Annotated in this window: 33 protein-coding genes and 1 tRNA gene; 28 read left to right on the top strand and 6 right to left on the bottom strand. The window is 72.8% G+C overall.

Annotated features, from left to right (window positions below; genetic code table 11):
- Positions 1–337: 337 nt before the first annotated feature.
- The 6 genes from NRO40_RS08580 (at position 338) to NRO40_RS08555 (ending at position 4,924) form a co-directional block, all read left to right on the top strand.
- On the top strand, positions 338–775 hold the full coding sequence (locus NRO40_RS08580) for a DUF3052 domain-containing protein (protein ID WP_058944894.1): 438 nt from the start codon (positions 338–340) through the stop codon (positions 773–775).
- 103 nt (positions 776–878) lie between these two features.
- The gene (locus tag NRO40_RS08575) at positions 879–1,337 is read left to right on the top strand and encodes a peroxiredoxin (protein ID WP_058944895.1); all 459 of its coding nucleotides are present in this window, start codon (positions 879–881) and stop codon (positions 1,335–1,337) included.
- Between the two features lie 206 nt (positions 1,338–1,543).
- A complete protein-coding gene (locus tag NRO40_RS08570; protein WP_058944906.1) occupies positions 1,544–2,119 on the top strand; it encodes a TerD family protein in 576 nt (191 codons plus the stop codon).
- Between the two features lie 137 nt (positions 2,120–2,256).
- Positions 2,257–2,832 (top strand): TerD family protein, encoded by a 576-nt coding sequence (locus NRO40_RS08565; protein ID WP_058944896.1) that lies wholly within the window; start codon positions 2,257–2,259, stop codon positions 2,830–2,832.
- Positions 2,833–2,932: 100 nt separating this feature from the next.
- A complete protein-coding gene (locus NRO40_RS08560) occupies positions 2,933–4,066 on the top strand; it encodes a DUF475 domain-containing protein (protein ID WP_058944897.1) in 1,134 nt (377 codons plus the stop codon).
- Positions 4,067–4,183: 117 nt separating this feature from the next.
- Positions 4,184–4,924, top strand: a complete 741-nt coding sequence (locus NRO40_RS08555; RefSeq protein WP_058944898.1) for a TerD family protein — start codon at positions 4,184–4,186, stop codon at positions 4,922–4,924.
- Positions 4,925–4,958: 34 nt separating this feature from the next.
- Here the strand turns inward: NRO40_RS08555 and NRO40_RS08550 are convergent, their stop codons facing one another.
- Complete coding sequence (locus NRO40_RS08550; protein ID WP_058944899.1) at positions 4,959–6,032, bottom strand: TerD family protein; 1,074 nt, start codon at positions 6,030–6,032, stop codon at positions 4,959–4,961.
- Positions 6,033–6,327: 295 nt separating this feature from the next.
- On the opposite strand from NRO40_RS08550, the gene NRO40_RS08545 reads away from it, so the two are divergent.
- The 3 genes from NRO40_RS08545 (at position 6,328) to NRO40_RS08535 (ending at position 11,014) form a co-directional block, all read left to right on the top strand.
- A complete protein-coding gene (locus NRO40_RS08545; protein ID WP_058944900.1) occupies positions 6,328–7,515 on the top strand; it encodes an HpcH/HpaI aldolase/citrate lyase family protein in 1,188 nt (395 codons plus the stop codon).
- 125 nt (positions 7,516–7,640) lie between these two features.
- Positions 7,641–10,184, top strand: a complete 2,544-nt coding sequence (locus tag NRO40_RS08540) for a phosphoribosyltransferase (protein WP_107115240.1) — start codon at positions 7,641–7,643, stop codon at positions 10,182–10,184.
- Complete coding sequence (locus NRO40_RS08535) at positions 10,181–11,014, top strand: HAD family hydrolase (protein ID WP_058944901.1); 834 nt, start codon at positions 10,181–10,183, stop codon at positions 11,012–11,014. The genes NRO40_RS08540 and NRO40_RS08535 overlap by 4 nt, the downstream gene beginning before the upstream one ends.
- Positions 11,015–11,171: 157 nt before the next feature.
- On the opposite strand, the gene NRO40_RS08530 is transcribed toward NRO40_RS08535, so the two are convergent.
- The 3 genes from NRO40_RS08530 to NRO40_RS08520 all read right to left on the bottom strand — a co-directional run bounded on the left by NRO40_RS08530 (position 11,172) and on the right by NRO40_RS08520 (position 14,014).
- On the bottom strand, positions 11,172–11,390 hold the full coding sequence (locus NRO40_RS08530; protein WP_058944902.1) for an FmdB family zinc ribbon protein: 219 nt from the start codon (positions 11,388–11,390) through the stop codon (positions 11,172–11,174).
- Between the two features lie 403 nt (positions 11,391–11,793).
- A complete protein-coding gene (locus tag NRO40_RS08525) occupies positions 11,794–13,167 on the bottom strand; it encodes a hypothetical protein (protein ID WP_058944903.1) in 1,374 nt (457 codons plus the stop codon).
- 76 nt (positions 13,168–13,243) lie between these two features.
- A complete protein-coding gene (locus tag NRO40_RS08520) occupies positions 13,244–14,014 on the bottom strand; it encodes a DUF4097 family beta strand repeat-containing protein (protein WP_058944904.1) in 771 nt (256 codons plus the stop codon).
- A gap of 158 nt (positions 14,015–14,172) precedes the next feature.
- Between NRO40_RS08520 and NRO40_RS08515 the strand changes: the two genes are divergently transcribed.
- Positions 14,173–14,247, top strand: a tRNA-Val gene (locus NRO40_RS08515).
- 57 nt (positions 14,248–14,304) lie between these two features.
- Here NRO40_RS08515 and NRO40_RS08510 read toward each other — a convergent pair.
- Together NRO40_RS08510 and NRO40_RS08505 are read right to left on the bottom strand one after the other, a co-directional pair.
- Positions 14,305–15,663: an N-terminal phage integrase SAM-like domain-containing protein gene (locus NRO40_RS08510; RefSeq protein WP_257375362.1), complete on the bottom strand. Its 1,359-nt coding sequence runs from the start codon at positions 15,661–15,663 to the stop codon at positions 14,305–14,307.
- A gap of 309 nt (positions 15,664–15,972) precedes the next feature.
- On the bottom strand, positions 15,973–16,455 hold the full coding sequence (locus NRO40_RS08505) for a helix-turn-helix transcriptional regulator (protein WP_157901856.1): 483 nt from the start codon (positions 16,453–16,455) through the stop codon (positions 15,973–15,975).
- Positions 16,456–16,666: 211 nt separating this feature from the next.
- On the opposite strand from NRO40_RS08505, the gene NRO40_RS08500 reads away from it, so the two are divergent.
- From NRO40_RS08500 to NRO40_RS08415, 18 genes are all read left to right on the top strand, one after another.
- On the top strand, positions 16,667–16,870 hold the full coding sequence (locus tag NRO40_RS08500; protein ID WP_079047076.1) for a helix-turn-helix domain-containing protein: 204 nt from the start codon (positions 16,667–16,669) through the stop codon (positions 16,868–16,870).
- Positions 16,867–17,130 (top strand): hypothetical protein, encoded by a 264-nt coding sequence (locus NRO40_RS08495; protein WP_058942401.1) that lies wholly within the window; start codon positions 16,867–16,869, stop codon positions 17,128–17,130. The genes NRO40_RS08500 and NRO40_RS08495 overlap by 4 nt, the downstream gene beginning before the upstream one ends.
- Before the next feature lie 85 nt (positions 17,131–17,215).
- Positions 17,216–17,662 carry a DUF6197 family protein gene (locus NRO40_RS08490; RefSeq protein ID WP_058942400.1) on the top strand — a complete coding sequence of 149 codons (447 nt, stop codon included), beginning with the start codon at positions 17,216–17,218 and terminating at the stop codon, positions 17,660–17,662.
- Complete coding sequence (locus NRO40_RS08485; RefSeq protein WP_058942399.1) at positions 17,659–18,252, top strand: hypothetical protein; 594 nt, start codon at positions 17,659–17,661, stop codon at positions 18,250–18,252. Before NRO40_RS08490 ends, NRO40_RS08485 begins: the two co-directional genes overlap by 4 nt.
- Positions 18,253–18,340: 88 nt before the next feature.
- Positions 18,341–18,580: a hypothetical protein gene (locus tag NRO40_RS08480; protein WP_058942398.1), complete on the top strand. Its 240-nt coding sequence runs from the start codon at positions 18,341–18,343 to the stop codon at positions 18,578–18,580.
- Positions 18,573–18,803 carry a hypothetical protein gene (locus tag NRO40_RS08475; protein ID WP_157901855.1) on the top strand — a complete coding sequence of 77 codons (231 nt, stop codon included), beginning with the start codon at positions 18,573–18,575 and terminating at the stop codon, positions 18,801–18,803. Before NRO40_RS08480 ends, NRO40_RS08475 begins: the two co-directional genes overlap by 8 nt.
- Entirely contained in the window at positions 18,800–19,030 is a 231-nt protein-coding gene (locus NRO40_RS08470) for a hypothetical protein (RefSeq protein WP_058942396.1), read from the top strand. Before NRO40_RS08475 ends, NRO40_RS08470 begins: the two co-directional genes overlap by 4 nt.
- Positions 19,027–19,215: a hypothetical protein gene (locus NRO40_RS08465; protein ID WP_058942395.1), complete on the top strand. Its 189-nt coding sequence runs from the start codon at positions 19,027–19,029 to the stop codon at positions 19,213–19,215. Before NRO40_RS08470 ends, NRO40_RS08465 begins: the two co-directional genes overlap by 4 nt.
- Positions 19,197–20,072 (top strand): PD-(D/E)XK nuclease-like domain-containing protein, encoded by an 876-nt coding sequence (locus tag NRO40_RS08460; RefSeq protein WP_232791077.1) that lies wholly within the window; start codon positions 19,197–19,199, stop codon positions 20,070–20,072. The genes NRO40_RS08465 and NRO40_RS08460 overlap by 19 nt, the downstream gene beginning before the upstream one ends.
- Complete coding sequence (locus NRO40_RS08455; RefSeq protein WP_058942394.1) at positions 20,069–20,893, top strand: type 2 periplasmic-binding domain-containing protein; 825 nt, start codon at positions 20,069–20,071, stop codon at positions 20,891–20,893. Before NRO40_RS08460 ends, NRO40_RS08455 begins: the two co-directional genes overlap by 4 nt.
- Positions 20,893–21,189 (top strand): hypothetical protein, encoded by a 297-nt coding sequence (locus NRO40_RS08450; RefSeq protein WP_157901854.1) that lies wholly within the window; start codon positions 20,893–20,895, stop codon positions 21,187–21,189. The genes NRO40_RS08455 and NRO40_RS08450 overlap by 1 nt, the downstream gene beginning before the upstream one ends.
- Positions 21,186–21,680 carry a hypothetical protein gene (locus tag NRO40_RS08445; protein WP_157901853.1) on the top strand — a complete coding sequence of 165 codons (495 nt, stop codon included), beginning with the start codon at positions 21,186–21,188 and terminating at the stop codon, positions 21,678–21,680. Before NRO40_RS08450 ends, NRO40_RS08445 begins: the two co-directional genes overlap by 4 nt.
- Entirely contained in the window at positions 21,677–21,979 is a 303-nt protein-coding gene (locus tag NRO40_RS08440) for a WhiB family transcriptional regulator (protein WP_058942391.1), read from the top strand. The genes NRO40_RS08445 and NRO40_RS08440 overlap by 4 nt, the downstream gene beginning before the upstream one ends.
- Positions 21,976–22,188 carry an aromatic ring-opening dioxygenase LigA gene (locus NRO40_RS08435; RefSeq protein WP_157901852.1) on the top strand — a complete coding sequence of 71 codons (213 nt, stop codon included), beginning with the start codon at positions 21,976–21,978 and terminating at the stop codon, positions 22,186–22,188. Before NRO40_RS08440 ends, NRO40_RS08435 begins: the two co-directional genes overlap by 4 nt.
- A 69-nt stretch (positions 22,189–22,257) precedes the next feature.
- A complete protein-coding gene (locus tag NRO40_RS08430; protein ID WP_157901851.1) occupies positions 22,258–23,181 on the top strand; it encodes a helix-turn-helix domain-containing protein in 924 nt (307 codons plus the stop codon).
- Entirely contained in the window at positions 23,178–23,885 is a 708-nt protein-coding gene (locus NRO40_RS08425) for a hypothetical protein (protein WP_058942389.1), read from the top strand. Before NRO40_RS08430 ends, NRO40_RS08425 begins: the two co-directional genes overlap by 4 nt.
- Entirely contained in the window at positions 23,882–24,067 is a 186-nt protein-coding gene (locus tag NRO40_RS08420) for a hypothetical protein (RefSeq protein WP_058942388.1), read from the top strand. The genes NRO40_RS08425 and NRO40_RS08420 overlap by 4 nt, the downstream gene beginning before the upstream one ends.
- Positions 24,068–24,115: 48 nt before the next feature.
- Complete coding sequence (locus tag NRO40_RS08415) at positions 24,116–25,825, top strand: DNA cytosine methyltransferase (RefSeq protein WP_058942387.1); 1,710 nt, start codon at positions 24,116–24,118, stop codon at positions 25,823–25,825.
- Positions 25,826–25,880: the final 55 nt, after the last annotated feature.

Below are 25,880 nucleotides of genomic sequence, written 5' to 3'. Positions count from 1 at the left end.
TACCCCGTGGGCGCGCGCGTCATCTCTACCCTGGGGTAACCCGCGCCCTCCGGCCGCCCGCGCGCGCAGCCGGGTGCCGGCGCCGGTCCCGGTGCGCGCCCCCGAGGGGCACCCGCGTCATACAACCCCCTAAAGTGGGTCAAGAGGTGTGGTGTGTGTCAGAAGGCGGAGAGGGTGGGTACCCGGAGTTGCGGCAAGACGGCCCCAAAAGTCACCGTTTCGGCGGTCTAGGTCGCCGGGTACTTGCGCGATCCGTCCAGCACGTGTGGACTACGCCCAATGCCACGCGCACGCGCGCGGCCCGAGTACTTTCTCACCCATGATCAGGAGGCAAGCCGTGAGCGCGACCGCGGACCACGCGGAGGAGCGGACCAACCCAGCCGCAAGGCTGGGGTTCGAGCCCGGACAGGTGGTCCAGGAGATCGGCTACGACGACGATGTCGAGCAGGAGCTCCGTGAGGACATCGAGGCTGTCATCGGCCAGGAACTCGTCGACGAGGACTACGACGACGTCGCAGACGCCGTGGTGCTGTGGTTCCGCGACGACGACGGCGACCTCACGGACGCGCTGGTCGACGCCATCGGCCTGATCGAGGAGGGCGGTCAGATCTGGCTGATGACGCCCAAGACCGGTCGTGACGGCTACATCGAGCCCAGCGACATCAACGAGGCCGCGCAGACCGCGGGCCTGTCGCAGACCCGGAGCATCAACGCGGGCAAGGACTGGGTCGGCACTCGCCTGGTCAGCCCGAAGGCGGCGAAGTCGAAGCGCTGACCGCCGGCTCCCACAGCCGAGGGGCCCCCGCCGAGCGATCGGTGGGGGCCTTGTTGCGTAGGGTGGGTCCCCAGCGATCCGCCCACCGAAGGGATGCGTTCACATGGCAATCGAGGTCGGCACGAAGGCCCCGGACTTCGAACTGAAGGACAACCACGGGCGCACCGTGCGTCTCGGCGACTTCCGCGGCGAGAAGAACGTCGTGCTCCTCTTCTACCCGTTCGCCTTCACCGGGGTCTGCACGGGGGAACTGTGCGCGCTCCGTGACCAGCTGCCGCGCTTCGTCAACGAGGACACCCAGCTGCTGGCCGTCTCCAACGACTCCATCCACACCCTGCGCGTCTTCGCCGAGCAGGAGGGCCTGGAGTACCCGCTGCTGTCGGACTTCTGGCCGCACGGCGAGGTCTCCCGGGCGTACGGCGTCTTCGACGAGGAGAAGGGCTGCGCGGTCCGCGGCACCTTCATCATCGACAAGGACGGCGTCGTGCGCTGGACCGTCGTCAACGGCCTGCCGGACGCGCGGGACATCGACGACTACGTCAAGGCCCTCGGCGAGCTCTGAGGTCGATGAGGCCCGAGGGGCACCGGGTGACCACCGTGTCGGCCGGGGCCCCCGCGGCCGCATGATCGTCCGTGGGCGCGCCCACCACCGCCGATTCGTCGGTCCAAAGGCCTGCTCACGGCGGGAACCGGTCACTAGGATCCACTCGTTGATCCGATGCCAACGCACGACGGGGGCGCTGCCCCTGGAAACCAATGGAGGGACTCGTGGGAGTCAGCCTCAGCAAGGGCGGGAACGTCTCGCTGACCAAGGCCGCGCCCAACCTGACCGCGGTCACGGTCGGCCTCGGCTGGGACGTCCGCACCACCACCGGTACGGACTTCGACCTGGACGCGAGCGCTCTGCTGCTGAACGACCAGGGCAAGGTCGGCACCGACGGCAACTTCGTCTTCTTCAACAACCTGAAGAGCCCGGACGGCTCCGTCGAGCACACCGGCGACAACCTCACGGGCGAGGGCGAGGGCGACGACGAGCAGATCAAGGTCAACCTCGCGTCGGTGCCCGCCGACGTGGACAAGATCGTCTTCCCGGTCTCGATCTACGACGCCGAGAACCGCCAGCAGTCCTTCGGTCAGGTGCGCAACGCCTTCATCCGCGTGGTGAACCAGGCGAACAACGACGAGCTGGCCCGTTACGACCTGAGCGAGGACGCCTCGACGGAGACCGCCATGGTCTTCGGCGAGCTGTACCGCCACGGCGCGGAGTGGAAGTTCCGCGCCATCGGCCAGGGCTACGCCTCGGGTCTGCGCGGCATCGCGCAGGACTTCGGCGTGAACGTCTGAGCCGTACCGGAGCTCCGTCCGGCGCCGCACCACCGGGTGCGGCGCCGGACCTGCCCCTGCACACACCGCACGGCACACGGGCACCGCGCGGCACACGACGCACCACACGCAGTACGTCACCGGGGAGGATCATCGTCATGGGCGTCACGCTCGCCAAGGGAGGCAACGTCTCCCTCTCCAAGGCCGCACCCAATCTGACGCAGGTGCTGGTCGGACTCGGCTGGGACGCGCGCTCCACCACGGGAGCGCCCTTCGACCTCGACGCCAGCGCGCTGCTCTGTCAGTCCGGCAGGGTCCTCGGCGACGAGTGGTTCATCTTCTACAACAACCTCGTCAGCCCCGAGGGATCCGTACAGCACACCGGCGACAACCTCACCGGTGAGGGCGACGGAGACGACGAGTCCCTCATCGTCGACCTCAGCCAGGTACCGCTCCACTGCGACAAGATCGTCTTTCCGGTCTCGATCCACGAGGCGGACAACCGCGGCCAGACGTTCGGACAGGTCAGCAATGCCTTCATCCGGGTTGTCAATCAGGCGGACGGCCAGGAGCTCGCGCGCTACGACCTCAGCGAGGACGCCTCCACGGAGACCGCGATGATCTTCGGCGAGCTCTACCGCTACGGCGGGGAATGGAAGTTCCGGGCCGTGGGTCAGGGGTATGCGTCCGGCCTCCGGGGCATCGCTCTAGACTTCGGGGTCAATGTTTCCTAAAGCTCGTCTCAGGGTTCGTTCACGACCCGGCGCATTCGGTGTGGAGGAGCCCCTCCCGCAGGGTTCGCCCGGGGGGACCCCCAACACGATTGGGTAGTCAGTGGTTCTGAAAACCTTCGGCTGGTCGTTCGCCGTCACGGCGCTCGGCCTCGCTTTCGCCGCCTGGCAGTGGGGGTGGGAGGCGTTCGGGATCGTACTGATCCTGTCCATCCTCGAGATCTCGCTGTCCTTCGACAACGCGGTCGTCAACGCCGGAATCCTCAAGAAGATGAACGCCTTCTGGCAGAAGATCTTCCTGACGATCGGCATCCTGATCGCGGTGTTCGGCATGCGGCTGGTCTTCCCGGTCGTCATCGTCGCGATCAGCGCCAAGGTCGGCCCGATCGAGGCCGTTCAGCTGGCACTCGACCAGCCGAAGCAGTATGAAGCCCTCGTCACCGACGCCCACGCGGCCATCGCCGCCTTCGGCGGCATGTTCCTGCTGATGATCTTCCTCGACTTCATCTTCGAGGAGCGCGAGCACAAGTGGCTGGCGTGGCTGGAGCGCCCGCTCGCCAAGCTCGGCAAGGTCGACATGCTGTCCGTCTGCATCGCGCTGATCGTCCTTCTGCTCACCGCCATCACTTTCGCCACCGAGGCCCACACCAGCACCGGGCACGTCGACAAGTCGGCCACGGTGCTGCTCTCCGGTGTCGCCGGTCTGATCACGTACCTGGTCGTCGGCGGCCTCTCCGGCTACTTCGAGGACAAGCTGGAGGAAGAGGAGGAGCGCGAGCACGAGGAGGAGGAGCAGGCCAAGCGTGCCGGCAAGCCGGTGTCCGCGGTCGGTCTCGCCGGCAAGGCGGCCTTCTTCCTCTTCCTGTACCTGGAGGTCCTCGACGCGTCGTTCTCCTTCGACGGTGTCATCGGCGCCTTCGCCATCACGAACCACATCTTCTGGATGGCGCTCGGCCTCGGCATCGGCGCCATGTACGTCCGGTCGCTCACCGTCTACCTGGTCCGCCAGGGCACGCTGGACGACTACGTCTACCTGGAGCACGGCGCGCACTACGCCATCGGTGCCCTCGCCGTGATCCTGCTGATCACCATCCAGCACGAGATCCACGAGCTCATCACGGGCTTCATCGGCATCTTCCTCATCGCCGCCTCCTTCCTCTCCTCCGTCCGCCGCAACAAGCGGCTCACGGACGCGGAGGGGTCCGGGGAGAAGCCCGGGGTCCCGTCCGGAGTGTGACGACCACTGCATGAGACCGGGGTGTGACCACCCCGGTGATGCGGAACGCTTCTCAGCGGGGCGGCCGGGTGCTCCCGGTCGCCCCGCGCGCGCATCCGAACACCGTGGGGGTGGGGCATGGCCTTCTGGGACAACCTGGTACCGAACAGGACGGCGCAGTTCGACTCGGGCAGCGCCGTCACCAACGCGATCGACCTCACGCGGCGCCGCCCGTCGGTCTCGCTCACCAAACAGGGCGCCGCTACCGGCAACCTCCGCGTCAACCTCTCCTGGAAGATGCGGACGTCCGATCTCGACGGCCGGTCCCGGCGGAGCGGCCGGCTGCTGCGGCACCCGCTGCGGTTCTTCCAGCCCGAGCCCGTCCAGGCCCACACGCAGGGCGTGGCCACCGTCGACCTCGACATCGGGTGCCTGTACGAGCTGAGCAACGGCGCCAGGGGCGTCGTCCAGCCCCTCGGCGGCTTCTTCGGCGACCTCAACGACCCGCCGTACGTGAAGCTGAGCGGCGACGACCGGTTCGGTTCACCGTCCGGCGAGACGATCTTCGTCAACCTCGATCACCGCGACGACATCAAGCGCCTGCTGTTCTTCGTCTACATCTACGACCAGACCCCCGCCTTCGACCGCACGCACGCCACCATGACGCTCTACCCGAGCAACGGCCCGAGGATCGAGATCGAGCTCGACGAGCGCGCCCCCGAGGCCCGCTCCTGCGCCGTCTTCCTGTTGGAGAACGTCAAGGGCGAGCTCGTGGTGCGCCGGGAGGTCAAGTTCGTCTACGGCTTCCAGGGCGAGCTGGACAGGATGTACGGCTGGGGCATGCAGTGGGGCCGCGGTTTCAAGGCGGGCAAGGCGTGACGCCCCCGCCCGACCGGCCGGGGCGCCCCGGCCGTCAGGGGCGCTGGAACTGCGGCCCCATGGGCGGCAGCCGGAATTCGGGGTCAGGGACGGGCGGCGCGGCCCCCGCGCCAGGGTGGGCCGCCGCGCCCGCCGGGTGCGGATAGCCGTACGCCGGCTGCCCCGCGCCGCCGGGCTGCGGGTACCCGTACGACGGCTGGGCCGCGTCGGGCCGCGGGTACCCGTAGGACGGCTGCGGGTAGCCGTACGCGGGCGGCACGGGGGGCGGCGGCGGGACGACGCCCAGCGCGGGCGCCCCCGTGGCACCGGGGAACCCGGGCACCGCACCGCCCGGGGCCGGCGCGGCGGACCCGGGGGTACCGGAGGGCCGCGGCTGGGCCGGCATGGCCTGGGTGGCGTCGTCGGGGTTCGCGCGCGGCGCCGGCGGGAGATCCGAGGCGTCCGACGCCGGGCCGGTCGCGTCCGACGCCGGGCCGGTCGGGTCCGACGGCAGGTCGGGCGACGGCCCGTCCGACGGGCCCCCGGCACCCTCTGCCGCGTCCGCGTCCGCTCCGTCGCCTTCCTCCTCCTCGACGGAGATGCCGAACGCCGTGGCCAGCCCGATCAGGCCCGTCGGGTAGCCCTGTCCGACCGCGCGGAACTTCCACCCCTCGCCGCGGCGATACACCTCGCCGCAGATGATGGCCGTCTCCTCGCCCGTCTCCGGCCGCACGCGGAACGACGCCAGCGCCTCGGCGCCTTCGCCCGCGGCCGCGTCGAAGAGGAGGATCCGCAGGTCGGGGACGTGCTCGAACGAGGCGCCGTCCGAGGACGCCGCGATCACCACCTGGTCCACCGACGGGTCGAGCGTCGCCAGGTCCGCCTCGACCGTGTCGGTGAGCCCGTCCTCCACCCGCTTCTTCGGCAGGCGCCGGACCAGCCCCGACGGGTGCCGCGGCTGGTTGTAGAAGACGAAGTCCTCGTCGGAACGCACCCGCCCGTCCGGGCCGAGCAGCAGGGCGGAGGCGTCCACGTCGGGGACCCCCTGGCCAGGGGTCCAGCACAGTACGGCCCGTACGGCCGCGGCGTCGAGCGGGACGTTCGAGCCCTTCGGCATCTCGTGCGTCATGCCCGTCATCCTGCCTGGCCACCCGCCCGGGGGACAACGCGGGGGCCGTCCCCGGCATGGCGCGCCCCGCGCCACGGCACGGAGGAACCCGGTCCGCCGCGGCACGGGCACGCACCGGGCCGCGGCAGGGAGCGGCACCCGGAGGGCACCGCGACGTCACCCGGCGTTCACATCGACAGGGAACCGGCGACACTTGTCCTTACGTACTATTACCGGCCACATGTCATCGGCGCCGCGGGGCAGAACACCACGGCAGAACTCCACGCACAACACCACGGCAGTACGGGGAAACCGCATGCGTCATTTCGGGCACATCTCGCCTGCTGCTCGGGCCGGGCTGTTCCACCGGGAGCCCTGCGCCTTCGACAGCGGGTCGCCCGCCCGTGTCCTGGCGGCCGCCCTCGGCGCCACCCTCTACAGCCCCGCCACCCGACCCACGCTCGCCGACGACGTGAAGAAGCAGGTCGGACGGGGTGTCGTGTCGATGGTGGTCTGTCTGGAGGACTCCATCGCCGACGCCGACGTCAAGCGAGCCGAGGAGAACCTCGTCCGCCAGTTCACCGACCTGGCCGCGAGGCCCGGCGAGCCGCCGCTGCTCTTCGTCCGCGTCCGCGAGCCCGAGCAGATACCGGACCTCGCCCGCCGGCTCGGACCGGCGGTACGGCTGCTGTCCGGATTCGTACTGCCGAAGTTCACCGAGAAGCGCGGCACGCCCTTCCTGGAGGCCATCGCGGCGACCGAGAAGGAGCCCGGCACGGCGGACGCCCTCGGCGGCCGCCCCCTGTACGCGATGCCGGTCCTGGAGTCCCCGGACCTCCTCCACCTGGAGACCCGTGCCGACACCCTCGCCGGGATAGCCCGCTCGGTCACCGCCTACCGGGACCGCGTCCTCGCGCTCCGGCTCGGCGTGACCGACTTCTGCTCCGCGTACGGGCTGCGCCGCACCCCCGACATGACCGCGTACGACGTGCAGGTCGTCGCGCACGTCATCGCTGACGTCGTCAACGTCCTGGGCCGCGCGGACGGCTCCGGCTTCACCATCACCGGACCGGTCTGGGAGTACTTCCGGCTCCAGGAGCGGATGTTCAAACCGATGCTGCGGCGCAGCCCCTTCACCGAGGGCCGCGCCGACGCCCTGCGCACGGAGCTCATCGAGCACGACCTGGACGGTCTGCTGCGGGAGATCGAGCTCGACCGGGCCAACGGTCTGCTCGGCAAGACCTGCATCCACCCCTCCCACGTGCAGCCGGTGCACGCCCTGTCCGTGGTGAGCCACGAGGAGTACAGCGATGCCCGGGACATTCTGCGCCCGGAGCGCACCGGCGGCGGGGTGATGCGTTCCGCGTACACGAACAAGATGAACGAGGTGAAGCCGCACCGCGCCTGGGCGGAGCGGACCCTCCGGCGCGCCGAGGTGTTCGGCGTGGCGAAGGCGGACGTGGGGTTCGTCGAACTGCTCGCCGCGGGCCTGGCGGTACCGTGAGCGGCGCGCCGCCCCGGCCGACCAGCGCCCCCGAACCGACCAGCGGCCCCGAACCGGCCAGCGCCCCCGAACCGGCCATCGGCCACCGGTACCCGACAGAGAAGAGGCACGTCATTCACAGCGCGGTGTGGACCGGGACATGGGTCGCCGAGAGGCTCGGGGTCGAGCTCTCCGCACGGCGGGGCGATGACGGGGAACTGCGCGGCCTGCTGGGGCTCGCCCTGCGGGACAACCCCAAGCGGGCGCACCTCCTCGTCTCCTCGGTCCTCGGCAAGCACGTGCCGCAGAGCCCGGCGGTGGTCCGGGGCACCGGCCACGAGCTGGGGCGCCGCGTCCGCGCGCTGCTGGGCGACGCGGAGGCGCGGCGGGCGGTCGTCGTCGGGTACGCGGAGACCGCGACCGGCCTCGGCCACTGTGTCGCCGACGGGCTGGCGCACGCCCCGTACCTGCACTCCACGCGCCGCCCCGTGCCGGGGGTGGTCCGGGCGGCCGGCTTCGAGGAGTCGCACTCCCACCACACCTCGCACCTCCTCCTCCCCGAGGACCCCGAGCTGCTCGCCGGGGCGGGGCCGCTGGTGCTGGTGGACGACGAGTTCTCGACCGGCAACACCGTGCTCAACACCGTGCGGGCGCTGCACGAGCGGTACCCGCGTGACCGGTACGTCATCGTGGCGCTCGTCGACATGCGGTCGGACGAGGACCAGGGCCGGCTGGCGGAGTTCGCCGAGGAGATCGGCGCCCGCGTCGACCTGGTCGCGCTCGCCGCGGGAACGGTACGGCTGCCCGACGGCGTCCTGGAGAAGGGCCGCGCCCTCGTGGCCGCCCACACGGTGCCCGCGCCCGTCGTCTCCGGCGACACGGGCGCCGTACGGCGGGTGGACCTCGGCTGGCCGGCCGGGCTCCCCGACGGCGGCCGCCACGGCTTCACCCCCGCGCACCGCGCCCGTCTCGACGCGGCGCTCCCGGCGATGGCGGCCCGCCTGGCCGCGGCCCTCGACCTGCCCACGGCGCCGGCGCCCGTATCCGTACCCGGCGCGGAGGCGCTCCGGTCGGTGTCCGGTGCGGACGCGCCCCCATCCGCGAGCCGTACCGACGCCCCGGCGCCCGGGTCGGTCGCTCCCGCGCGGTCCGGGGGACGCCGCCCCCGCGTCCTCGTCCTGGGCAGCGAGGAGCTCATGTACGCCCCCCTCGCCCTGGCCGCCGCGCTGGAAGAACTCGCCCCCCACGCCGACGTGCGGTTCTCGACGACCACCCGCTCGCCGGTCCTCGCGGTGGACGACCCCGGCTACGCCATCCGCACCCGCCTGGTCTTCCCCGCCCACGACGACCCCGCCGACGGGCCGGGCGACCGCTACGCCTACAACGTCGCGGGCGCCGGGTTCGACGCCGTCGCCCTCGTCGTCGACTCGACCGGCGACACCCCGCCGCTCCACGCCCCGGACGGCCTGCCGGCGCAGCTCGCCGCGCACGTTCCGCGCGTCGTGCTCGCCGCCGTCCCCTCCTACGTACCGGAAGGAGCGGGCATGCTGCCCGACCCCCTGCGCGGACCCGCGTTCTCCTCCTACGCCCCCGAGGAGGTGGGCTGGCTCCTCCAGGATCTGTCGGACGTCGAGCTGGAGGCGCCGACCGAGGAGCGCGAGGAGGCCATCCAGAGCGGCGGCGCCCACTACGCGGAGTCCCTGCCCGTCGAGTACCAGCCCAGCGACCGGTACCAGAAGCTGTTCCACACCGCCCTCGACGGCTCCGCCGCCCGGATCGCCCACGCGGTGGGCGTGGTCACCGAGACCGTGCTCGCCGAACGGTCCCCGCGCCCCGTGCTCGTCTCCCTCGCCCGGGCCGGCACCCCCGTCGGCGTGCTGATGCGCCGCTGGGCGCACCACCGCCACGGGCTGGACGTGCCGCACTACGCCGTGTCCATCGTCCGGGGCCGCGGCATCGACACCAACGCGCTGCGCTGGCTGCGCGCCCACCACGACCCGCGGGACGTCGTCTTCGTCGACGGCTGGACCGGCAAGGGGGCGATCACCCGCGAGCTGGCGGCGGCCCTCGCCGACTTCCCGGACTTCGACCCGGAGATCGCCGTCCTGGCCGACCCCGGCTCGTGCGTCCGCACCTACGGCACCCGCGAGGACTTCCTGATCCCCTCCGCCTGCCTCAACTCCACCGTCTCCGGCCTCGTCTCGCGCACCGTCCTGCGCGCCGACCTCGTCGGCCCGCACGACTACCACGGGGCGAAGTACTACCGGGAGCTGGCGGGCACGGACGTCTCCGTCGCGTTCCTCGACGCGGTCGCGGACCGCTTCGACGAGGTCGCCGGGGCCGTCGCCGCGGACGCCGCCCGGCTCCTCGCCGCCGACCGCACCCCCACCTGGGAGGGATGGGCGGCCGTCGAGCGGATCAGCGAGGAGTACGGCATCCACGACGTCAACCTCGTCAAGCCCGGCGTCGGCGAGACCACCCGGGTCCTGCTGCGCCGCGTCCCGTGGAAGGTCCTCGCCCGGCGCGGCGCCGGCCCCGACCTGGACCACGTACGGCTGCTCGCCGAGCAGCGCGGCGTACCAGTGGAGGAGGTGGACGGCCTGCCGTACACCTGCGTCGGGCTGATCCACCCGCAGTACACGCGGGGCGCGACCGGCGCCGACGGCCGGGCGGCGGTGACCACGCCGTGACCACCGCCCGGCCCACGCTGGTCGCCAGCGACCTCGACCGCACGCTGATCTACTCGACGGCGGCGCTCGCCCTCACCGCCCCGGACGCGGAGGCCCCCCGCCTGCTCTGCGTCGAGGTGTACCAGGGCAAGCCGCTGTCGTACGTCACCGAGACGGCCGCCGAGCTGCTGGGCGAACTCGCCCGCTCCGCCACCTTCATGCCGGTGACCACCCGCACCCGCGAGCAGTACCGGCGCATCCGGCTGCCCTGCCCGGCCCCTCGGTACGCGATCTGCGCGAACGGCGGCCACCTGCTCGTCGACGGCGAGTCCGACCCGGACTGGCGGGCGACCGTCGCGGCCCGCCTCGCCGACGAGTGCGCCTCCCTGGCGGAGGTGCGGGCGCACCTGCTCGCCGTCGCCGACCCCGCCTGGTTGCTCAAGGAGCGGGTCGCGGAGGACCTCTTCGCGTACCTCGTCGTGGAGCGCGCCCTGCTGCCGGACGGCTGGCTCGCGGAGCTGGCCGCGTGGGCGGAGGGCCGCGGCTGGACGGTCTCCCTGCAGGGCCGGAAGGTGTACGCGGTGCCGAAGCCGCTGACGAAGAGCGCGGCGGTACGGGAGGTGGCCCGCCGTACCGGGGCCGCCACGGTCCTCGCTGCGGGCGACTCGCTCCTCGACGCGGACCTGCTTCTCGCCGCCGACCGCGCGTGGCGGCCGAGCCACGGCGAGCTGGCGGACACCGGCTGGCGCGCCGGGAACGTCGAGGTTCTCGCCGACCGGGGCGTCGTGGCGGGGGAGGAGATCCTGCGCCGGTTCCTGGCGGCGGCCCGCCCGGTCCGCGCGGCGGCCTGACGAGGCCGGCCCCAGCGCCATCACCGTCCCGGGCCGGTACCACGGTGTGAGGGCCGGCGCTGCGGCGTGGGGCCGGTGGTCACGGCGTGGCGCGGGGCCCGCGCCACGGCGTAGGGCGGTCGGTTCCGGCGGGAGCCCCGCCGGAACCGGTGGCCGGTCAGCCGCAGCAGCCGCCTCCGCAACACCCGCCACCGCCGCCGCCTGCGGGGCGGGCGGGTGCGGACGCCGCCGTACCGCCGACCGCGACCGTCGACAGCAGCTTGACCGTGTCGTCGTGCCCGGCGGGGCAGTCGGCGGGGGCGGAGGACTCCGCCATGGGGCGGCTCAGTTCGAAGGTGTCGCCGCAGGTGCGGCAGCGGTACTCATAGCGAGGCATGCGCACAGGTTATCGGCCGGGCCCCGCTCCCTGGCACGGCCGCGCGGCGACCCGGTACGGCTCCGCCGCCTGCCGCCCGGGACGCGGGGTAGCCACGGGCGGTAACGGCCCCGAGCAGCCGGACCTGGCCACCGGGACCCGGCAGCCGGGCCGGGCAGGCGGGGGCATCCGGGCCGGGCAGCCGCAGCCGGTGGCCGGCAGCCGGGGCAGCGGGACCCGGCCGGCCGGACCGCGCGGCCGGAGCCGAGCCGGGAGGCAGACCAGGCTGCGGTCGGGCCCGGGTCAGGCCCCGGTCCCGCATCGGGTCGGGCATCGGGTCGGACCCGGGCCGGTCTCGGTCGGGCATCGGGTCAGGCTCGAGTGGGCCCCGGCCCGGCCCCGGTCGGCCCCGGTCCGGCCCCGGTCAGGCGCCGCCCGCGCCCCCGCCCCGCTCCTCGCGGATCCGTTCCACGACCCGCCCGGCCGCCGCCCGTACCGCGTCCGTCTCGATCAGGAAGTGCCAGTAGTCGGGGTGCCGCTCCTCCAACCCCTCGACGGCCCGCTCCAGACGGGCGACCGCGTCGTCGAGCGGCCCGGCGTGCCGGGGATCCGGCGTGTGGCGCCCCTCCATCGCGAGCCGCTGCGCGTCGCGGATCGCGAACCGGGTGCGCTCGATCTCCCGCTGCGGGTCCTTCGACACGGCGTCGAGCCGCCGCAGCCGGTCGCCGGCGGCGGACACGGCCTCGTCGGTGGCGTTGAGCAGGGCCCGCACCGTACCGAGCAGGGCCGTCGCGTCGGGCCAGCGCTGCTCCTCCCGCGCCCGCGCCGCCTCGGCGAGCTTCGCCTGCGCCCGCCCCGCGCTCTCGGCGGCCTGCGCGGGCACCGTCTGGAGGTCCTGCCAGCACGCCGCGCTGTAACGGCGGCGCAGCTCGCTCAGTACCGGCTCCACCGAGGTGGCCCGGTGCGCCAGGGCCTCCGCCCGCGTCCGCAGCGACACCAGGCGCCGGTCCGTCTCGGCGGCCCGCTCCGGCAGCCGCTCGACCTCCGCCCGTACCGCCTCCGCCTCGCGCAGCACCCGGTCGGCGCGCTCCAGGGTCTCCGCGACGCCGTGCCTGCCGGCGCCCTCGTTGAGCCGGGTCAGCTCGGGCGCGAGGGCGGCGAGCCGGGCCGCCGCGTCGTCGGCGCGCAGACCCCGGCCGCGTACGCCGTCAAGGGCGTCACCGGCGGCGCGCAGCGCGGCACGCGCCCGCTCGACCGCCGGGGCCAGCCGCGCCAGCTGCGTCTCGGCCGTGTCGAGGAGCGGCGCGAGCCCCTGCTCGAACCGCTCCAGCTCGCCCTTGACCCGGACCAGCTCCTCCTTGGCCCGCGTCAGGTCGGCGCGGGCCCGCACGGCGACGGAACCCTCCAGGTCGACCCGGTCCAGGTCATAGCCGTCGACGGCCTGGATGTACGCGTGGCTCACCTCGTCGATGCGCCGCCCGAGCGCGGCGAACTCGTCGGCGACCCGGCGCGCGGCGGGCGAGGCGTCCACCGCGGCGATCGTCTCGACGGAGATCCGCAGGCCCCGCTGCGCGGTGTCCAGCTCGTAGAACGCGGCCGCCGCGTCGTCCTTCGCGGCCTGCGCGTCGGCCCGCTGGCTCTCGGCGCGCCCACCGCCGAACCAGCGCCGCGTGCCGCCCGCGCCGCCCCCGCCACCCCCGGCGAAGCTCGCCGCCGAGGTGGCGACCAGCAGCGACAGGGGCAGCAACACGAGGGCGAGCACATCGTTCGCGTACCGCCGCGTGCCTGTCCCCGTCACATTCGCTCCCCGTACCGCGCGTGTCCGAACCGACCCGGTTCATTCTCCCACCAGGTACGACGAACGGGAGAGCGGATCAGTTCGCCGTGCGGACCGTCACGTCGCCGTTCTCGCTGAGCGCGGTGACGGCGCGGGGGCTCGCCGGGTCCCGGGGCACGTCGGCGCGGACGTCACCGTTGCCGCTGCCGGCGTCCACGGCGTACGCCCCGGAGCCCGCCGGCAGCTCGACGACGACCTCACCGTTCTCGCTGCGCCCCTCGACCCGGTCCGGCACGGCGCGCAGACCGAGGTGGACGTCGCCGTTCTCGCTGCGTGCGGTGACGGCCTTCGACGCGGCGCCCTCGACGCGGAGGGTGCCGTTGTCGGTGTGCAGATCGAGCGGCCCTCGGGCGTCCCGTACGGCCAGGTCGCCGTTGTCGGTGCGCAGGGTGAGCGCCGCGGTGAAGCCGTCGGCGGTGACGGTTCCGTTGTCCCCCCGGAGCGTCACGGCCACGCCGCGCGGCACCTTCACCTCGTGACGGGCCCCGCAGTTCTCGACGAGCGCCTCGCACCGGACGCGCAGGGTGAGCGTCCCGTCCTCCATGCGCCAGGTCGCGTCGGGCCCGTTCCCGGCCACGACCCACCCGTCGACCTGCCGCGCCACCTCGACGTCCGCCACGTCGGCCGGCACCAGCTCCACGTCGGAGTCCCCGGCGTCCACGGTCAGCGTCGACCCGTCGAACGGGAACACCTGCCGCTCCACCGGCGCCCCCGCCACGTCCACACCCCCGCACCCGGCGACCCCGACCGCGAGACACCCCACCAGCAACGCGTGGACGGTACGACGACGAACACGATGTGCGACCACGACGACTCCCCCGGAAACGAACACCGACAACGCCCTCACGGTACGACCGGCCCCCACCCGCCCACGATCCTGCAACCCACCGCCCGGGGGTGGGGCCAGCCCCCGCAACGGTTTGCGAACCCCACCGGTGCGCCATGTACGCTGTTGCCTCACTCCACGGGTGCGTAGCTCAGGGGTAGAGCGCTGCTCTTACAAAGCAGATGTCGGCGGTTCGAAACCGTCCGCGCCCACCAGCGAAAAGGCCCCCCAGCCGGGGGGCCTTCAGCGTTGAATGGGAGCGAAACGGGAGATCAACTTCCCGAAGGGGGTTCCTCCACCCGCGCCGCGAGTTCGATCCCGCGCCGCCACCGCGCTTCCAACGCGTCCAGGCGGTGCTTCCGCATCGCAGGCGTCACGTGCTCGTACGTGCCCTCAATGTCTCCCCGCACAGCCCAGCCCATAGTCTCGAACCTCAAGGCGCGGTCGACGCGGTCCTCCTTCATCCACGTGTCGTGCGTGTGCCGGGCGCCTCGCATGGTGAACCCAGGCAGGATCGGCTTCCACTCCTCCCGGCCGGCGAAGCCCCGCTTACGCGGGATCGCGTCCCGCCCGTCCGCCGCGGCCCGCAGCCCCTTGCCGAAGTTCCCCCGCCGCCACCACTCCCCGCTCGGCGTGGAGAACGGGTAGGGGTGCGGCCACGTCTCCAGGTGGGCCCGCCACAACTCGACGAGGAACCGCGGCAGGTCAACGTCGCGGGCGCTGGTGCGGTTCTTCGGCGGCCCGAGGTACAACCGCACCTGGTGCTTGGGCTCCTTGCGCCGGTTGGCCTTCCAGCCCTTCTCCCGGCACGCTTCCAGCCGGGCGTCCTCGGCGCGGTGCCACTCGGCCAGTTCCTCGGGGGACAGCTCGAACTCCACCTCGTGCAGGGCGCCCACCCTGGGGTCGATGCGCAGGCACCACCGTTCCCACGGTTCGCCGTCGAGGAGTTCCGTCTTCGGGATGAGTGCGAGCTTCCGATGCAGCCCTGCCAGCTCACCCCAGCGCAGGCCCAGGTAGCAGTCCGACAGGACCATCAACCCCTGCACGCCGCCGAGCCGCTTGTACAGGCGGTATGCCTGGTCCGGCTGCGCCCAGGCTTCCTCATCCTCGTCGTCGTGCTGGACCTGTCCCTGCCGCTGCGTCGCGTCATGCACGGCGCGGTCCGCCGACTGGCGCCGCCGACCGTACATCGGGTTCGCGAGGAGGTACTCCGCATCTGCCGCAGCGGTGAGGATCATGCTCAGCAGGGTGAGGGCATGGCCTACGGTCACTGGTGAGCAGGTCTGTTTGTTGCCCCAGGCGCGTGCGGTGAACACGTTGATCTCGCACAGGGGGGTGTCACCGAAGGCGGGCAGCAGATGCCGGGTGAGCAGACGTTTGCGCTTGATCACCGTGGACGGCGCAACCTTCTGCGCCTCCATGAAGATCGGCACGAAGTCCTTGAGCAGGGTACGGGCCTTGTCGGGGTCGCGCCAGCGGCCGGCCCGGATGGCGGCCTCCTGGTCCTCGCCCCACTCCTCAGCTGCCCTCTTCGTACGGAAGCCCGGCTCGCTGCCGAGGCTGCCGTCAGGCTTCTTGTAGCGGGCTCGCCACGGGTTCTTGCCCGTGCCGCGCTTCTCTGCGTATGCCATGGCACCTCCTGCGATCAGGTGCGGGGCTGGTGCGGCGGCTCGTCTCCGAGCAGCGCTTCGAGTTCGCTTTGCAGTGCCCGGGCGCTGTCAGGAGGGACCCCCTCTTGCAGCCACAGCACAGGCGTACCACCTGCTTGGACATCGAAAATCGCGGATGCCCCGCCAGGCAGGCCGGGCACTCTGATGACGCGGACCAGCATGCGGCCCCCTCAACCCCTACGCGGTTAGCCCCCCTCGCAGGTGAGTGATCACTCTGTCACATAGCGGCACGGTCGCGAAAGACTTCGGACAGCCTTCAACTATCGGGAATCAGCGCGAGTTGCCCTCGGGAGGCGCGGCGATGTCCCGCATGGCGCGCTGGATGCGGGTCCACTCCTCAACTTGCCGCTGAAGCTCTGCCGGGTCCATGTCGGCAGCAGGGGAGTCCCGCTTGAACACCACGACGAGCCGAGAGCCGGAGCCAGGGACGCCCAGGTCCACCACTTCGGTGTCGACGACCTCGCCGTCCGACAGCTCGCGCCGCACCCTCGACGGCATCCCTTCGGCGTACCGCTCCGCAGCCTCGTCGGCTCCGGTCAGGATGCGCGATGCCTCGCCGGGCTCCCATTGCAGAGCCCTCTCGATGGCTGCCATCGCGGCCGGCATGCGCGAGCGGACCCTGCCGGCCTCAAGTGCCTGCACCGTCTGCCTGGTGACGCCTGCGGCGTCGGCGAGGGCTTGCTGGGTGGTCATGCCCAGCTGTTCTCGCCTCGCCTTGATGGCGCGCCCGAGCCGCGCCCAGTCCCGATTCATGGGCAACATCATGCCGCACAGTTAGGCAACCCTGCGCGTCAGGTTCAAGCCTTTCACCTGCGTTTAAGGTTGCGCGCCGCATCCGCATGGTTGCCCGTCGCGCCGTTTCGCGCCGTTTCGCGCCCGCCAAGTCAAGCGCAAGTCGATTGAAAGCAGCTCGCGGCCAAGAGGTGCTTGCGGAATGTCAATCGAATGTCTAACGTGAGTCGGGATGAAGCCCAACGGAGTTGCGATCCGGGCTCTGAGAACGGCCAACCGCTGTGGCCTGCGCGAACTGGAAGAGAAGACGGGCCTCAGCAGGGGCTACCTCTCTCGACTCGAACGCGGAGAGCGCGGCGCATCGCCGGACACGGTGCTCCTCATCGCCCACGTTCTCGACGTACCGCCCGAAGCCATAACTAGGGAGGACCTGTGACGACCGCCGTCGCCGACATCAGGCAGACGATCGACCTGCCCCCGCTGCGGGACGACTACCTGTACACGGCCGAGGAGACGTCGCTCTACACCAACGTCTCCGCGAACTGGCTGAAGCGCGCGGCCGCCGCCGACCGCATCCAGAACACCTACGTCGGTCGGTTCCCGCGCTGGAGCGCCCAGAACATCCGCGACATCGTCGCCGGCGCCCCGCACCGGCCGCGCCGCCGTGAGCGGCAGACGCACAAGAACGCCGCCTGATCCACGAAAGCGGGGCCGCAGGACCGGGCCTGGTCCGTGCGACCCCTCCGGCAGTACCTCCACCACTCGAATCGAGGTAACCACCGTGAGCATCACCCTACCCACCAACTTCCCCAGCGGGGACCGGCGCCCGACGCGCGTCGCGTTCACCCCGCCCCGGCCCTCGACGGTGCCCGGCGTGCTGCTGGCCGCCGCGCGGGTCATCCAGGCGAACGGCCTGTGGCACGGGGACTACGTGCCGGACCCGTTCGACCGGGAGATCAGCGCCGACGAGGTGCCGCACACGCGGCGGCCGATGTCGGTCGTGGCGGCGCTGAAGTGCGCGGCGACCGGCAGCCCGCACGGCGAGTCCCAGCTCGCGGACATGGCGATCGGCTTCGTGGCCTTGTCCATCGACGGCGGCCCCGCGTGGGGCGACATCTTCTCGCTGGAGCGGCACGTCGAGGACTGGGGCGACGCCCCGGGCCGGTCGGCGGACGACGCGGTGGCGCTGCTGGAGACGCTGGCGACGGCCCCGGAGCGTGCCGCGTGAACGCCCGGCGCGTGACGGCGGCGGCCGGCGTGGTGCACGCGGCGATGCAGTCCCGGCAGACGGCGGCGGGGATCGCCGCGGCGCTGGAGGCGGCGTGTCTGCTCCAGTCGCCGGAGACCGCGGCGGAGCAGCGGGAGACCGCGGCCGCGCTGCGGGACACCCTCGGCGCACTGCTGGAGACGCAGGTGGAGCGGGACGCCCTGCGGGCGCGGGTCGCCGAGCTGGAGACGGAGCGGCACTCGACGAACGAGGCCCTGTCCGACGCGGCCGAGGCGCTGCGGGCGAACCGCGACCGGATCGCCGAGCTGGAGGCGTTGAAGCCCGCCCGGTTCCAGGACTGCCCGGTCTGCGGTGCGGGCTACGAGTACGGACAGCCCTGCTCCCAGTGCGAGTTCCGGAGCCGCATGGCCGCTGCCGAGGCCCTCGCGGAGCGGTCCACGCCGCCGGTCGGCGACCAGTCCGGGCCGGTGTGCCAGTGCCGCACGGACCGCGACGGGGACGGCACCGGCTGGATCCGCTACCAGGGGCGCGACGGCGAGTTCGTCGAGCTGCGCTGCCGCAACCACGCCGCCCCGGGGGTGTCCGCGTGACGTGGCCCTGGCTGTGCGCCCTCACCTCCGCCCTCGGCCTGGCCCTCGTGTGGCTGGCCCTCCTCCTCGACTCCACCAGGAGCACCCGATGACCGACCCCACCCGCGTCGTGATCGACGTCGACCGCGACGGCTGGACCAAGCGGCTCCAGCTCAACATCTCCCAGCTCGACCAGGACGGCCACGGCTGGGGCTACCGGCTCGCCGGCCCCAAGTACAACGGCTCCAGCCAGCGCCTGCTGCGCTGCGAGCTGACCGCCCGAGACGCGGCGGAGATCCGCAAGGCCCTCGACGAGGCGTTCCCCGAGGGCGGTGCATCCGATGTATGACTCGCGGTGCGACTGCACCCATGACGAGGGCGTGGTCCACGACCCGGCGTGTGCGATCCACGGGCTGATCCCCGCCGAGGCGGCGGACATCCCGGACGCGGTCGCGGCGGAGGACGGTTACCCGCGGATGCGGGCCGCGATCCTCCACCCCACGCACGCCGCGACCCGCCGGCACTTCGCCGCCCGGCCGCTGCCGACGCAGCAGAACCGGAGGGCGTCGTGAGTGCCGCCCGGCTCGCCGTGCTCCGTACGGCCGTCCGTGCCGAGGCCGGCGAGTGGACCACGCACGACGTGCAGCGCCTGTACCGGGCCTGCGGCATCGACGCCCCGTTCCGGGCGACCGCGCGCCGCGACCTCGCCCGCGAGGGGCTCCTCGCCCTCGACGACAGCAACAGCGACCGGCGGGTGTTCCGCGCCTGCGGCCGCGCCCGTACCGGAGGTGCCGCGTGACGAGGACCGAGCCTGCCGGGCCTCAGTGTCCGGCGGCCCTGTACAGCCCCAGCACCGACACCCTGCGGCGCTGCGTGCTCGGCCCGCACGACTGGCGGGGCTGGCACGAGACGGCGAGCGGCATCCAGTGGCGCGACACCGACGCCGAACCGAAGGAGGGTCCCGAGTGGACGCCGCCGTTCTGACCGACCAGCAGCCGGCCGGTTTCGCGCCGGGCATCTACCCGGACATGCCGGCCGAGGCGTACCACGCCGACCCCCGCAGCCTGTCCTCGACCGGCGCCCGCCGCATCCTGAGCAGCTGCCCGGCCGTGTTCCGGTACGAGCAGACCCACCCCCAGCCCAGGAAGCAGGCGTTCGACTTCGGGACGGCCGCTCACCGGCTGGTCCTCGGCGACGGCCCGGAGCTGGTCTGCATCGACGCGGACGACTGGCGGACCAAGGCGGCCCGTGAGGAGCGGGACGCCGTGTACGCCGCCGGTGGGGTGCCGCTGCTGCCCGCCGAGTACGACCAGGTCCACGCCATGGCGGACGCCCTGCGCCAGCACCGGCTCGCCGCCGCGTGCTTCGCGCCGGGCACCGGCCGCCCCGAGGTGTCCCTCTTCTGGCAGGACGCCCCGACCGGGGTGATGCGGCGGGCCCGGCTGGACTGGCTGCGGCACCCCAGCGGCGGCCGGCTCGTCATCCCGGACTACAAGACCGCCCGGGACGGCTCGCCTGAGGGCATCGCCCGCGCGGTCGCAGAGCACGGCTACCACCAGCAGGCCGCCTGGTACCTCGACGGGGTCCGTGCGCTGGAGCTGGACGAGGCGCCGGCGTGGCTGCTGGTCGTGCAGGAGAAGACGCCGCCGTACGTCGTGACGGTCGTCGAGCTGGACGCGATCTCGCTGCGGATCGGCGCCGCGAAGAACCGGCGGGCCCTGGAGCGGTACGCCCGCTGCGTCGAGACCGGGCAGTGGCCCGGCTACGCCGACGACTCCACCCCCCTCTACCTCTCCCTGCCCCCGTGGGCCCAGATCCGCGACACCGAGGAGTACCTGTGACCTACCAGGACATCGAGCGCATCACCCCGGCCCCCGCGCCGGCGCGCCTCGGCCAGGGGACTGCCGTCGAGCAGTCCCGCGCGGTCGCCGAGGTCCAGGCCGCCATCGTCGTGGCCCAGCAGTGCCCCCGCGACATCAGCGCCGCCATCGCCGAGATGCGCCAGTCGTGCGCCCAGCCGTACCTCGCGGAGCGGGCGTTCTTCCGCTTCCCCCGCGCCGGGCAGACCGTGTCCGGCCCGTCCGTCCACCTGGCCCGGGAGTTGGCCCGCTGCTGGGGCAACGTCCAGTACGGCCTGGCCGAGCTGCGCCGCGACGACGAGTACGGCGAGTCGGAGATGCAGGCGTTCGCGTGGGACGTGCAGAAGAACTCCCGCACCTCGTCGACCTTCATCGTGCCGCACAAGCGGGACCAGAAGGGCGGCCCGAAGCAGCTGACGGACATGCGGGACATCTACGAGAACAACGCCAACAACGGCGCCCGCCGCGTCCGTGAGGCGATCTTCGCGATCCTCCCGCCCTGGTTCGTCGAGGAGGCCAAGGAACTGTGCGCCCGCACCATGCGGGACGGGGGCGGCAAGCCGCTCAACATCCGCATCGCGGACGCGGTGAAGGCGTTCGAGGGGATGGGCGTCACGGCCGACCGGATCGAGACCAAGCTGGGCCGGCCGACGGGGAAGTGGACCGAGCACGACGTGGCCCAGCTCCAGGTCATCTACCGGTCGGTGCAGCAGGGCGAGGTCAGCGTCGACGACGAGTTCCCCGCCCCGCGGGTGACCGCCGACGAGATCACCGGCACGGGCCCGGCCGGGGGTGAGGCGTGATGCGTCTCCTCGCCCGCCGCCTCAGCCGCGCCCGCGACATCATCACCGCGCAGGCCGCCCGCATTCGTGAGCTGGAGACCCAGCTCGACGAAACCCAGGACCGCGCCCGCCAGTACGCGGCCGAGGCCGCCGACCTGCGTGCCAGCCGGACGGACGACGCGCTCACCACCGACCTCCGCCGCCGCCTGCGCCTGTCGGAGCGGGCCCGCGCCAGCCTCGACGCGCAGATCCTCACCCTCCAGGCCGCGGCCGAGGCGACCGCCCGCACCGAGTACGACCGGCGGTGGGCCGCGTGACCACCACCACCACCCAGACCCCCGCGGCCGGGCTGACCACCCGCCCGGCCGCGGCCGGGGCCACCTACACCATCACCCTCAAGGCCGGCCTCGAACTCCTCAACAGCAACCAGCGACTCCACCACGCCCCCAAGGGCCGCCGCACCCGCGCGATCCGAGAAGCCGCCATGGTGGCCGTCAGCGAGAACGAGGCCCTCATGGCCGCCCTCGCCGCAGCCAAGCCCGGCCCCCTCTTCCAGCGCGCCCACATCTTCGGCATCTACCACCCCGCGACCTCGGGTCGCTGTGACCCGGCGAACTGGTACCCGTCCTTCAAGGCCGCGGTCGACGGGCTGGTCGACGCTGGCCTCCTGGACGACGACGACCACACCCGGGTCATCGGGCCCGACATGCGGCTCGGCTGCAAGGTCAAGGGTGGGCGGATCGCCCTCGTGGTCCGCGGGCTGGAGGCGGGGCAGGACTGGCCCGGCTTCGGGGCGGTGGCGGCATGAGCCTGCACTGGGCCACCCACTGGAACTACGCCCCCGACAGCGCCCGCCGCCCGGCGGACTGGCGGGAGTCGGCCGCCTGCCGCGACGAGGACCCGGAGCTGTTCTTCCCGGTCGGCACGAGCGGCCCGGCCGTCGCGCAGGAGCAGGAGGCCGCCGCCATCTGTCGGCGCCACTGCCCGGTCGTCCAGATCTGTGGGCAGTGGGCCCTGGCCACCCGGCAGGAGCACGGAGTGTGGGGCGGCATGACGGAAGCGCAGCGGCGCTCCATCCTCCGTCACCGGCGGAGGAGGACGTCGTGAGCGCCCTGGACCGGGCCCGCCGGCTCCTCGACGAGCCGCCGCCCCCGCAGGTTCCCGGACAGCTCGCCGCGGACCTCCCGGCCCTGCCCCGGCCCCACCCGCCGCTGGTGTGCGACGTACCCCAGCCCCGCCACGACGGACGGGTCCGGCCGTACCCGTGCGGCCCCCGTTGCGACCACCACGCCCCCCGGCCGCGACCGGCGGGCTGACCGCCCGGCCCGGGGCCGCGCGCCCCGGGCCCCACCCCGCACCGACCGAACGACCGGAGAGAAGGCCGCGTGAGCACGGAAGCAGTCACCTGGGCCATGGACGACGCGCCCATGCTGCTCACCGACAAGGGCAAGCCGGACACCACCGCACGGAACGTCCTCCAGGTCCTCGGCGAGCACGCCCACAAGGACGGCGGCGGCGCCCACCCCTCCGTGCTGCGCATCCAGTACCGCACCGGGTTCGACCGGCGGACCGTCCAGCGCGCGCTGAAGCGGCTGGAGGCCGGCGGGCTGATCACCGCCAGTGGGCAGGTGAACGGCCGCACGGTGTGGCGGCTGAGCCTGCACCTGAAGCGGCCGGCCTCGGACTGGTCGGACCTGGAGCGCGGCGAGGAGGAAGAGCGGCGGGCAGCGGCGGAGCGTCAGCGTCGGTCCCGAGCGAAGCGTGTCACGGACTCTGCGTCCGTGACGGTCACGCACTCAGACGACGTGACACAGGCCGATGTCACGCACTCCAACGACGTGAGTCACGCACTCAAAGTGCGTGACGTCACGCACTCTGCGTCCGCACGTCACGCACTCAACGCCGCCCTAACCACCAATCAACCGTCAGAACAACCACCAGCAACACCTGTGGCTGAGGTAGGTGGGGATAGCTACCCCTCCCAGGAGCAGGCGCTTCTCGCCCCCATCGACACGGACGGCTTCGCCCTCACCGACTCGATGCGCCGCTGGGCCCTCCAGACCTTCGGCCCCCACCTGAACGTCGACTACGAGACCGACCAGTTCCTCGACCACTTCCGCGCCAACGGCGCCCGCCGCAACAACTGGGCCGCCGAGTGGCAGAAGTGGATCCGCCGCTCCGCAAAGTTCGCGTCCGAGCGCGCCACCCGCCCGCCGCTCCGCGCCGTCCCCGGCGGCCGCGCCAACCAGACCGCCACCCTCCTCGCCGACGCCCTCGCCCGGCGCGCCGCACGACAGGAGTCCCGATGACCCCCGAACAGACCGCAGCCCTCCTCGCCTACGCCGTACGCCTCGACCCCCGCCTCGCCATCACCGACGAGGACGCCGCCGACGAACGCCTCGACCAGTGGTGCGACCTCCTCGCCGACGTCCCCGCCACCGCCCCCCACCCCGACGGCCACAACTGGGACGCCGCCCAAGCCGTCCGCCACCACATCGCCAGCAGCCCCTACCGCATCCAGCCGTCCGACATCTCCCGCCCCTGGCACACCTTCAAGGCCGACATCATCGGCCGGCACACCGGCACCTTCGAACCGACCGACCACCCCGAGATCAACCCCGACGACCCCACGGGTGACGCGTACGTGGCCGCGCTGCGCGCCGAACGCCGCGCCGTCGCGACCGGCCGCCGCATGCCGACCTCGGCCCGCGCCATCGCCCCCGCGGTGTCGCAGGCTGACGTGTCCGCCATGCGCCAGCAGAAGGACCTCGCCCGGTTCATCAAGGACACCGGCCGCCAGGCCGCCGCCCGCTGCGCCGCCCGCCGCGCCGCCGTCCTGCGCCACCCCGACCTCACCGAGCGGCTCCACGACCTCCTCGGCCCGGGCGAGTGGAACGGCTACCTGGCGCCCGAGGAGTGGGGCGGCCGGACGAACGACTCGCCGATCCGCAGGAAGCTCGCCGAGATCGTCGCCGAGGCCGAGGCCCGTGCCGAGGGGAGGACTGCCGCATGAACCCCACCCCGCCCGCGGCGATGGCCGTCATCACCGCCGCCCTCGACGACTACCGCCTCACCACACCACCCACCCAGCAGACCCCCGACGGCGCCGCCCACCGCATCGCCGAATACCTCCGCTCCAGCGGCTACGCCATCACCCCCCAGCCCACCCAGCACCGCCACCGGCCCGCCGCCTGACCGCATCCGGTTCCACAGCGCCGCGCGCGCACGAAGGAGCACCAACCGATGTACCGACACGACACCGACGCGCTGACCGTCATGGACTGGTTCTGCGGGGCCGGCGGCAGCAGCCAGGGCGTCCACGCCGTCCCCGACGTGACGGTCGAGCGGGCCGCGAACCACTGGAAGCTCGCCATCGAGTCGCACGCCGCGAACTTCCCCACCACCAGCCACTACCAGGGCGACATCCGCAAGGCCCCCGTGTGGGACTGGCCCGTCACCGACATCTTCTGGGCCAGCCCCGAGTGCACGAACTGGTCCGTGGCCAAGGGCCGGAAGCGGGACTTCGTCAGCGCCATGCAGGGCAGCCTGCTCGACCTCCTGGCCGCGGTCGACGAGGACGACGAGCCGTCAGCCGAGGAGGAGTCCCGCGCGCTGATGGAGGAGGTGCCGCTGTACCTGCGCGGGGTGCAGGAGCGCGGCGGCCTGGTCAAGGCTGGCATCGTCGAGAACGTCACCGACGTGCGGGCCTGGGATCAGTGGGACCGGTGGCTGGGCGAGATCCACAAGCTCGGCTACCGCACCAGGGTGATCGCCCTGAACTCGATGCACGCCAACCCGCGCAGCCTGCACGCTGCGCCGCAGTCGCGCGACCGGCTGTACGTCGGTTACTGGCACGAGAGCCTGGGCCGCACCCCGGACTGGGACAAGTGGCTGCGGCCGCGCGCCTGGTGTTCGGGCTGCGACGCCTTCGTGCAGGCGGTGCAGGTGTTCAAGGACCCGCGCCGGGACATGGGCCGCTACCGGCAGCAGTACGTCTACCGCTGCCCGAGCACCACGTGCCGCAACCAGGTCGTCGAGCCGGAGGCGCTCCCGGCCGCCGCGGCGATCGACTGGTCCATCCCCGGCCAGCGCATCGGCGACCGGGCCAAGCCCCTGGCGGCGAAGACCCTCGCCCGGATCCAGGCCGGGCTGGAGAAGTTCGCCCGGCCGATCACGCTGGAGGCTGCGGGGCACACCTTCGAGCGGCGTCCGGGTGTCCGGACGTGGCCGGTGGACGCGCCGCTGACCGCGCAGACCACGACCATGACGAAGGCGCTGGCCGTGCCGCCGCTGCTGGTCCCCGTCGAGGGCCGGGACGGCAAGAGCGCCGCGCCCGCGCACGCCCCGCTGCGCGCCATGACGACCCGCAACGAGACCGGTCTGGCGTGGCTGCCGTTCATCGCCGAGCTCCGCGGCGGCGGGTCGGTGGCCCGGCCGGTGTCTGAGTCCCTGGCGACCGTCACCGCGTCCGGCAACCACCACGGGCTCGTCATGCCCGCGATGGTGATGCGGAACAACGGGTCGAGGGGCGACGGGGGCGAGCACTGCACCTCGCCGACGGAGCCGTTCCGGACGATGACGACCGCCGGCCACCAGTCGCTCCTGACCTGGGAGCACATGCTGGTCCCGTACTACGGCAACGGCGCCCCGCGGTCCGTGGCCGACCCGATCGGCGCGCTCACCACCCGCGACCGGTACGCCCTGGTGCGCGGAGAGGTCGACATCGACGACGTGCTGTTCCGCATGTTGGAGCCCCACGAGATCGGCCGGGCCATGTCCTTCTCGGACGACTACGTGGTGCTGGGCTCCAAGCGGGACAAGGTCCGCCAGTACGGCAACGCCGTCACCCCGAACGCCGCCGAGGTCCTCGTGTGCGCGCTCGTCGAGGCCATCACCGGCGAGGACATCGACCGGTACGCCGCTCGCCCTTCGGGCGCCGCCCTGGCCGCATGACGCACGTGAAGGGCCGCCCCGCGGCTATCGGGGCGGCCCGGCACCCATCCCACCA

The sequence above is a fragment of the Streptomyces changanensis genome, from assembly GCF_024600715.1.
Lineage (GTDB): Bacteria > Actinomycetota > Actinomycetes > Streptomycetales > Streptomycetaceae > Streptomyces > Streptomyces changanensis.
This window is presented reverse-complemented; position numbering and strand designations above follow the sequence as displayed.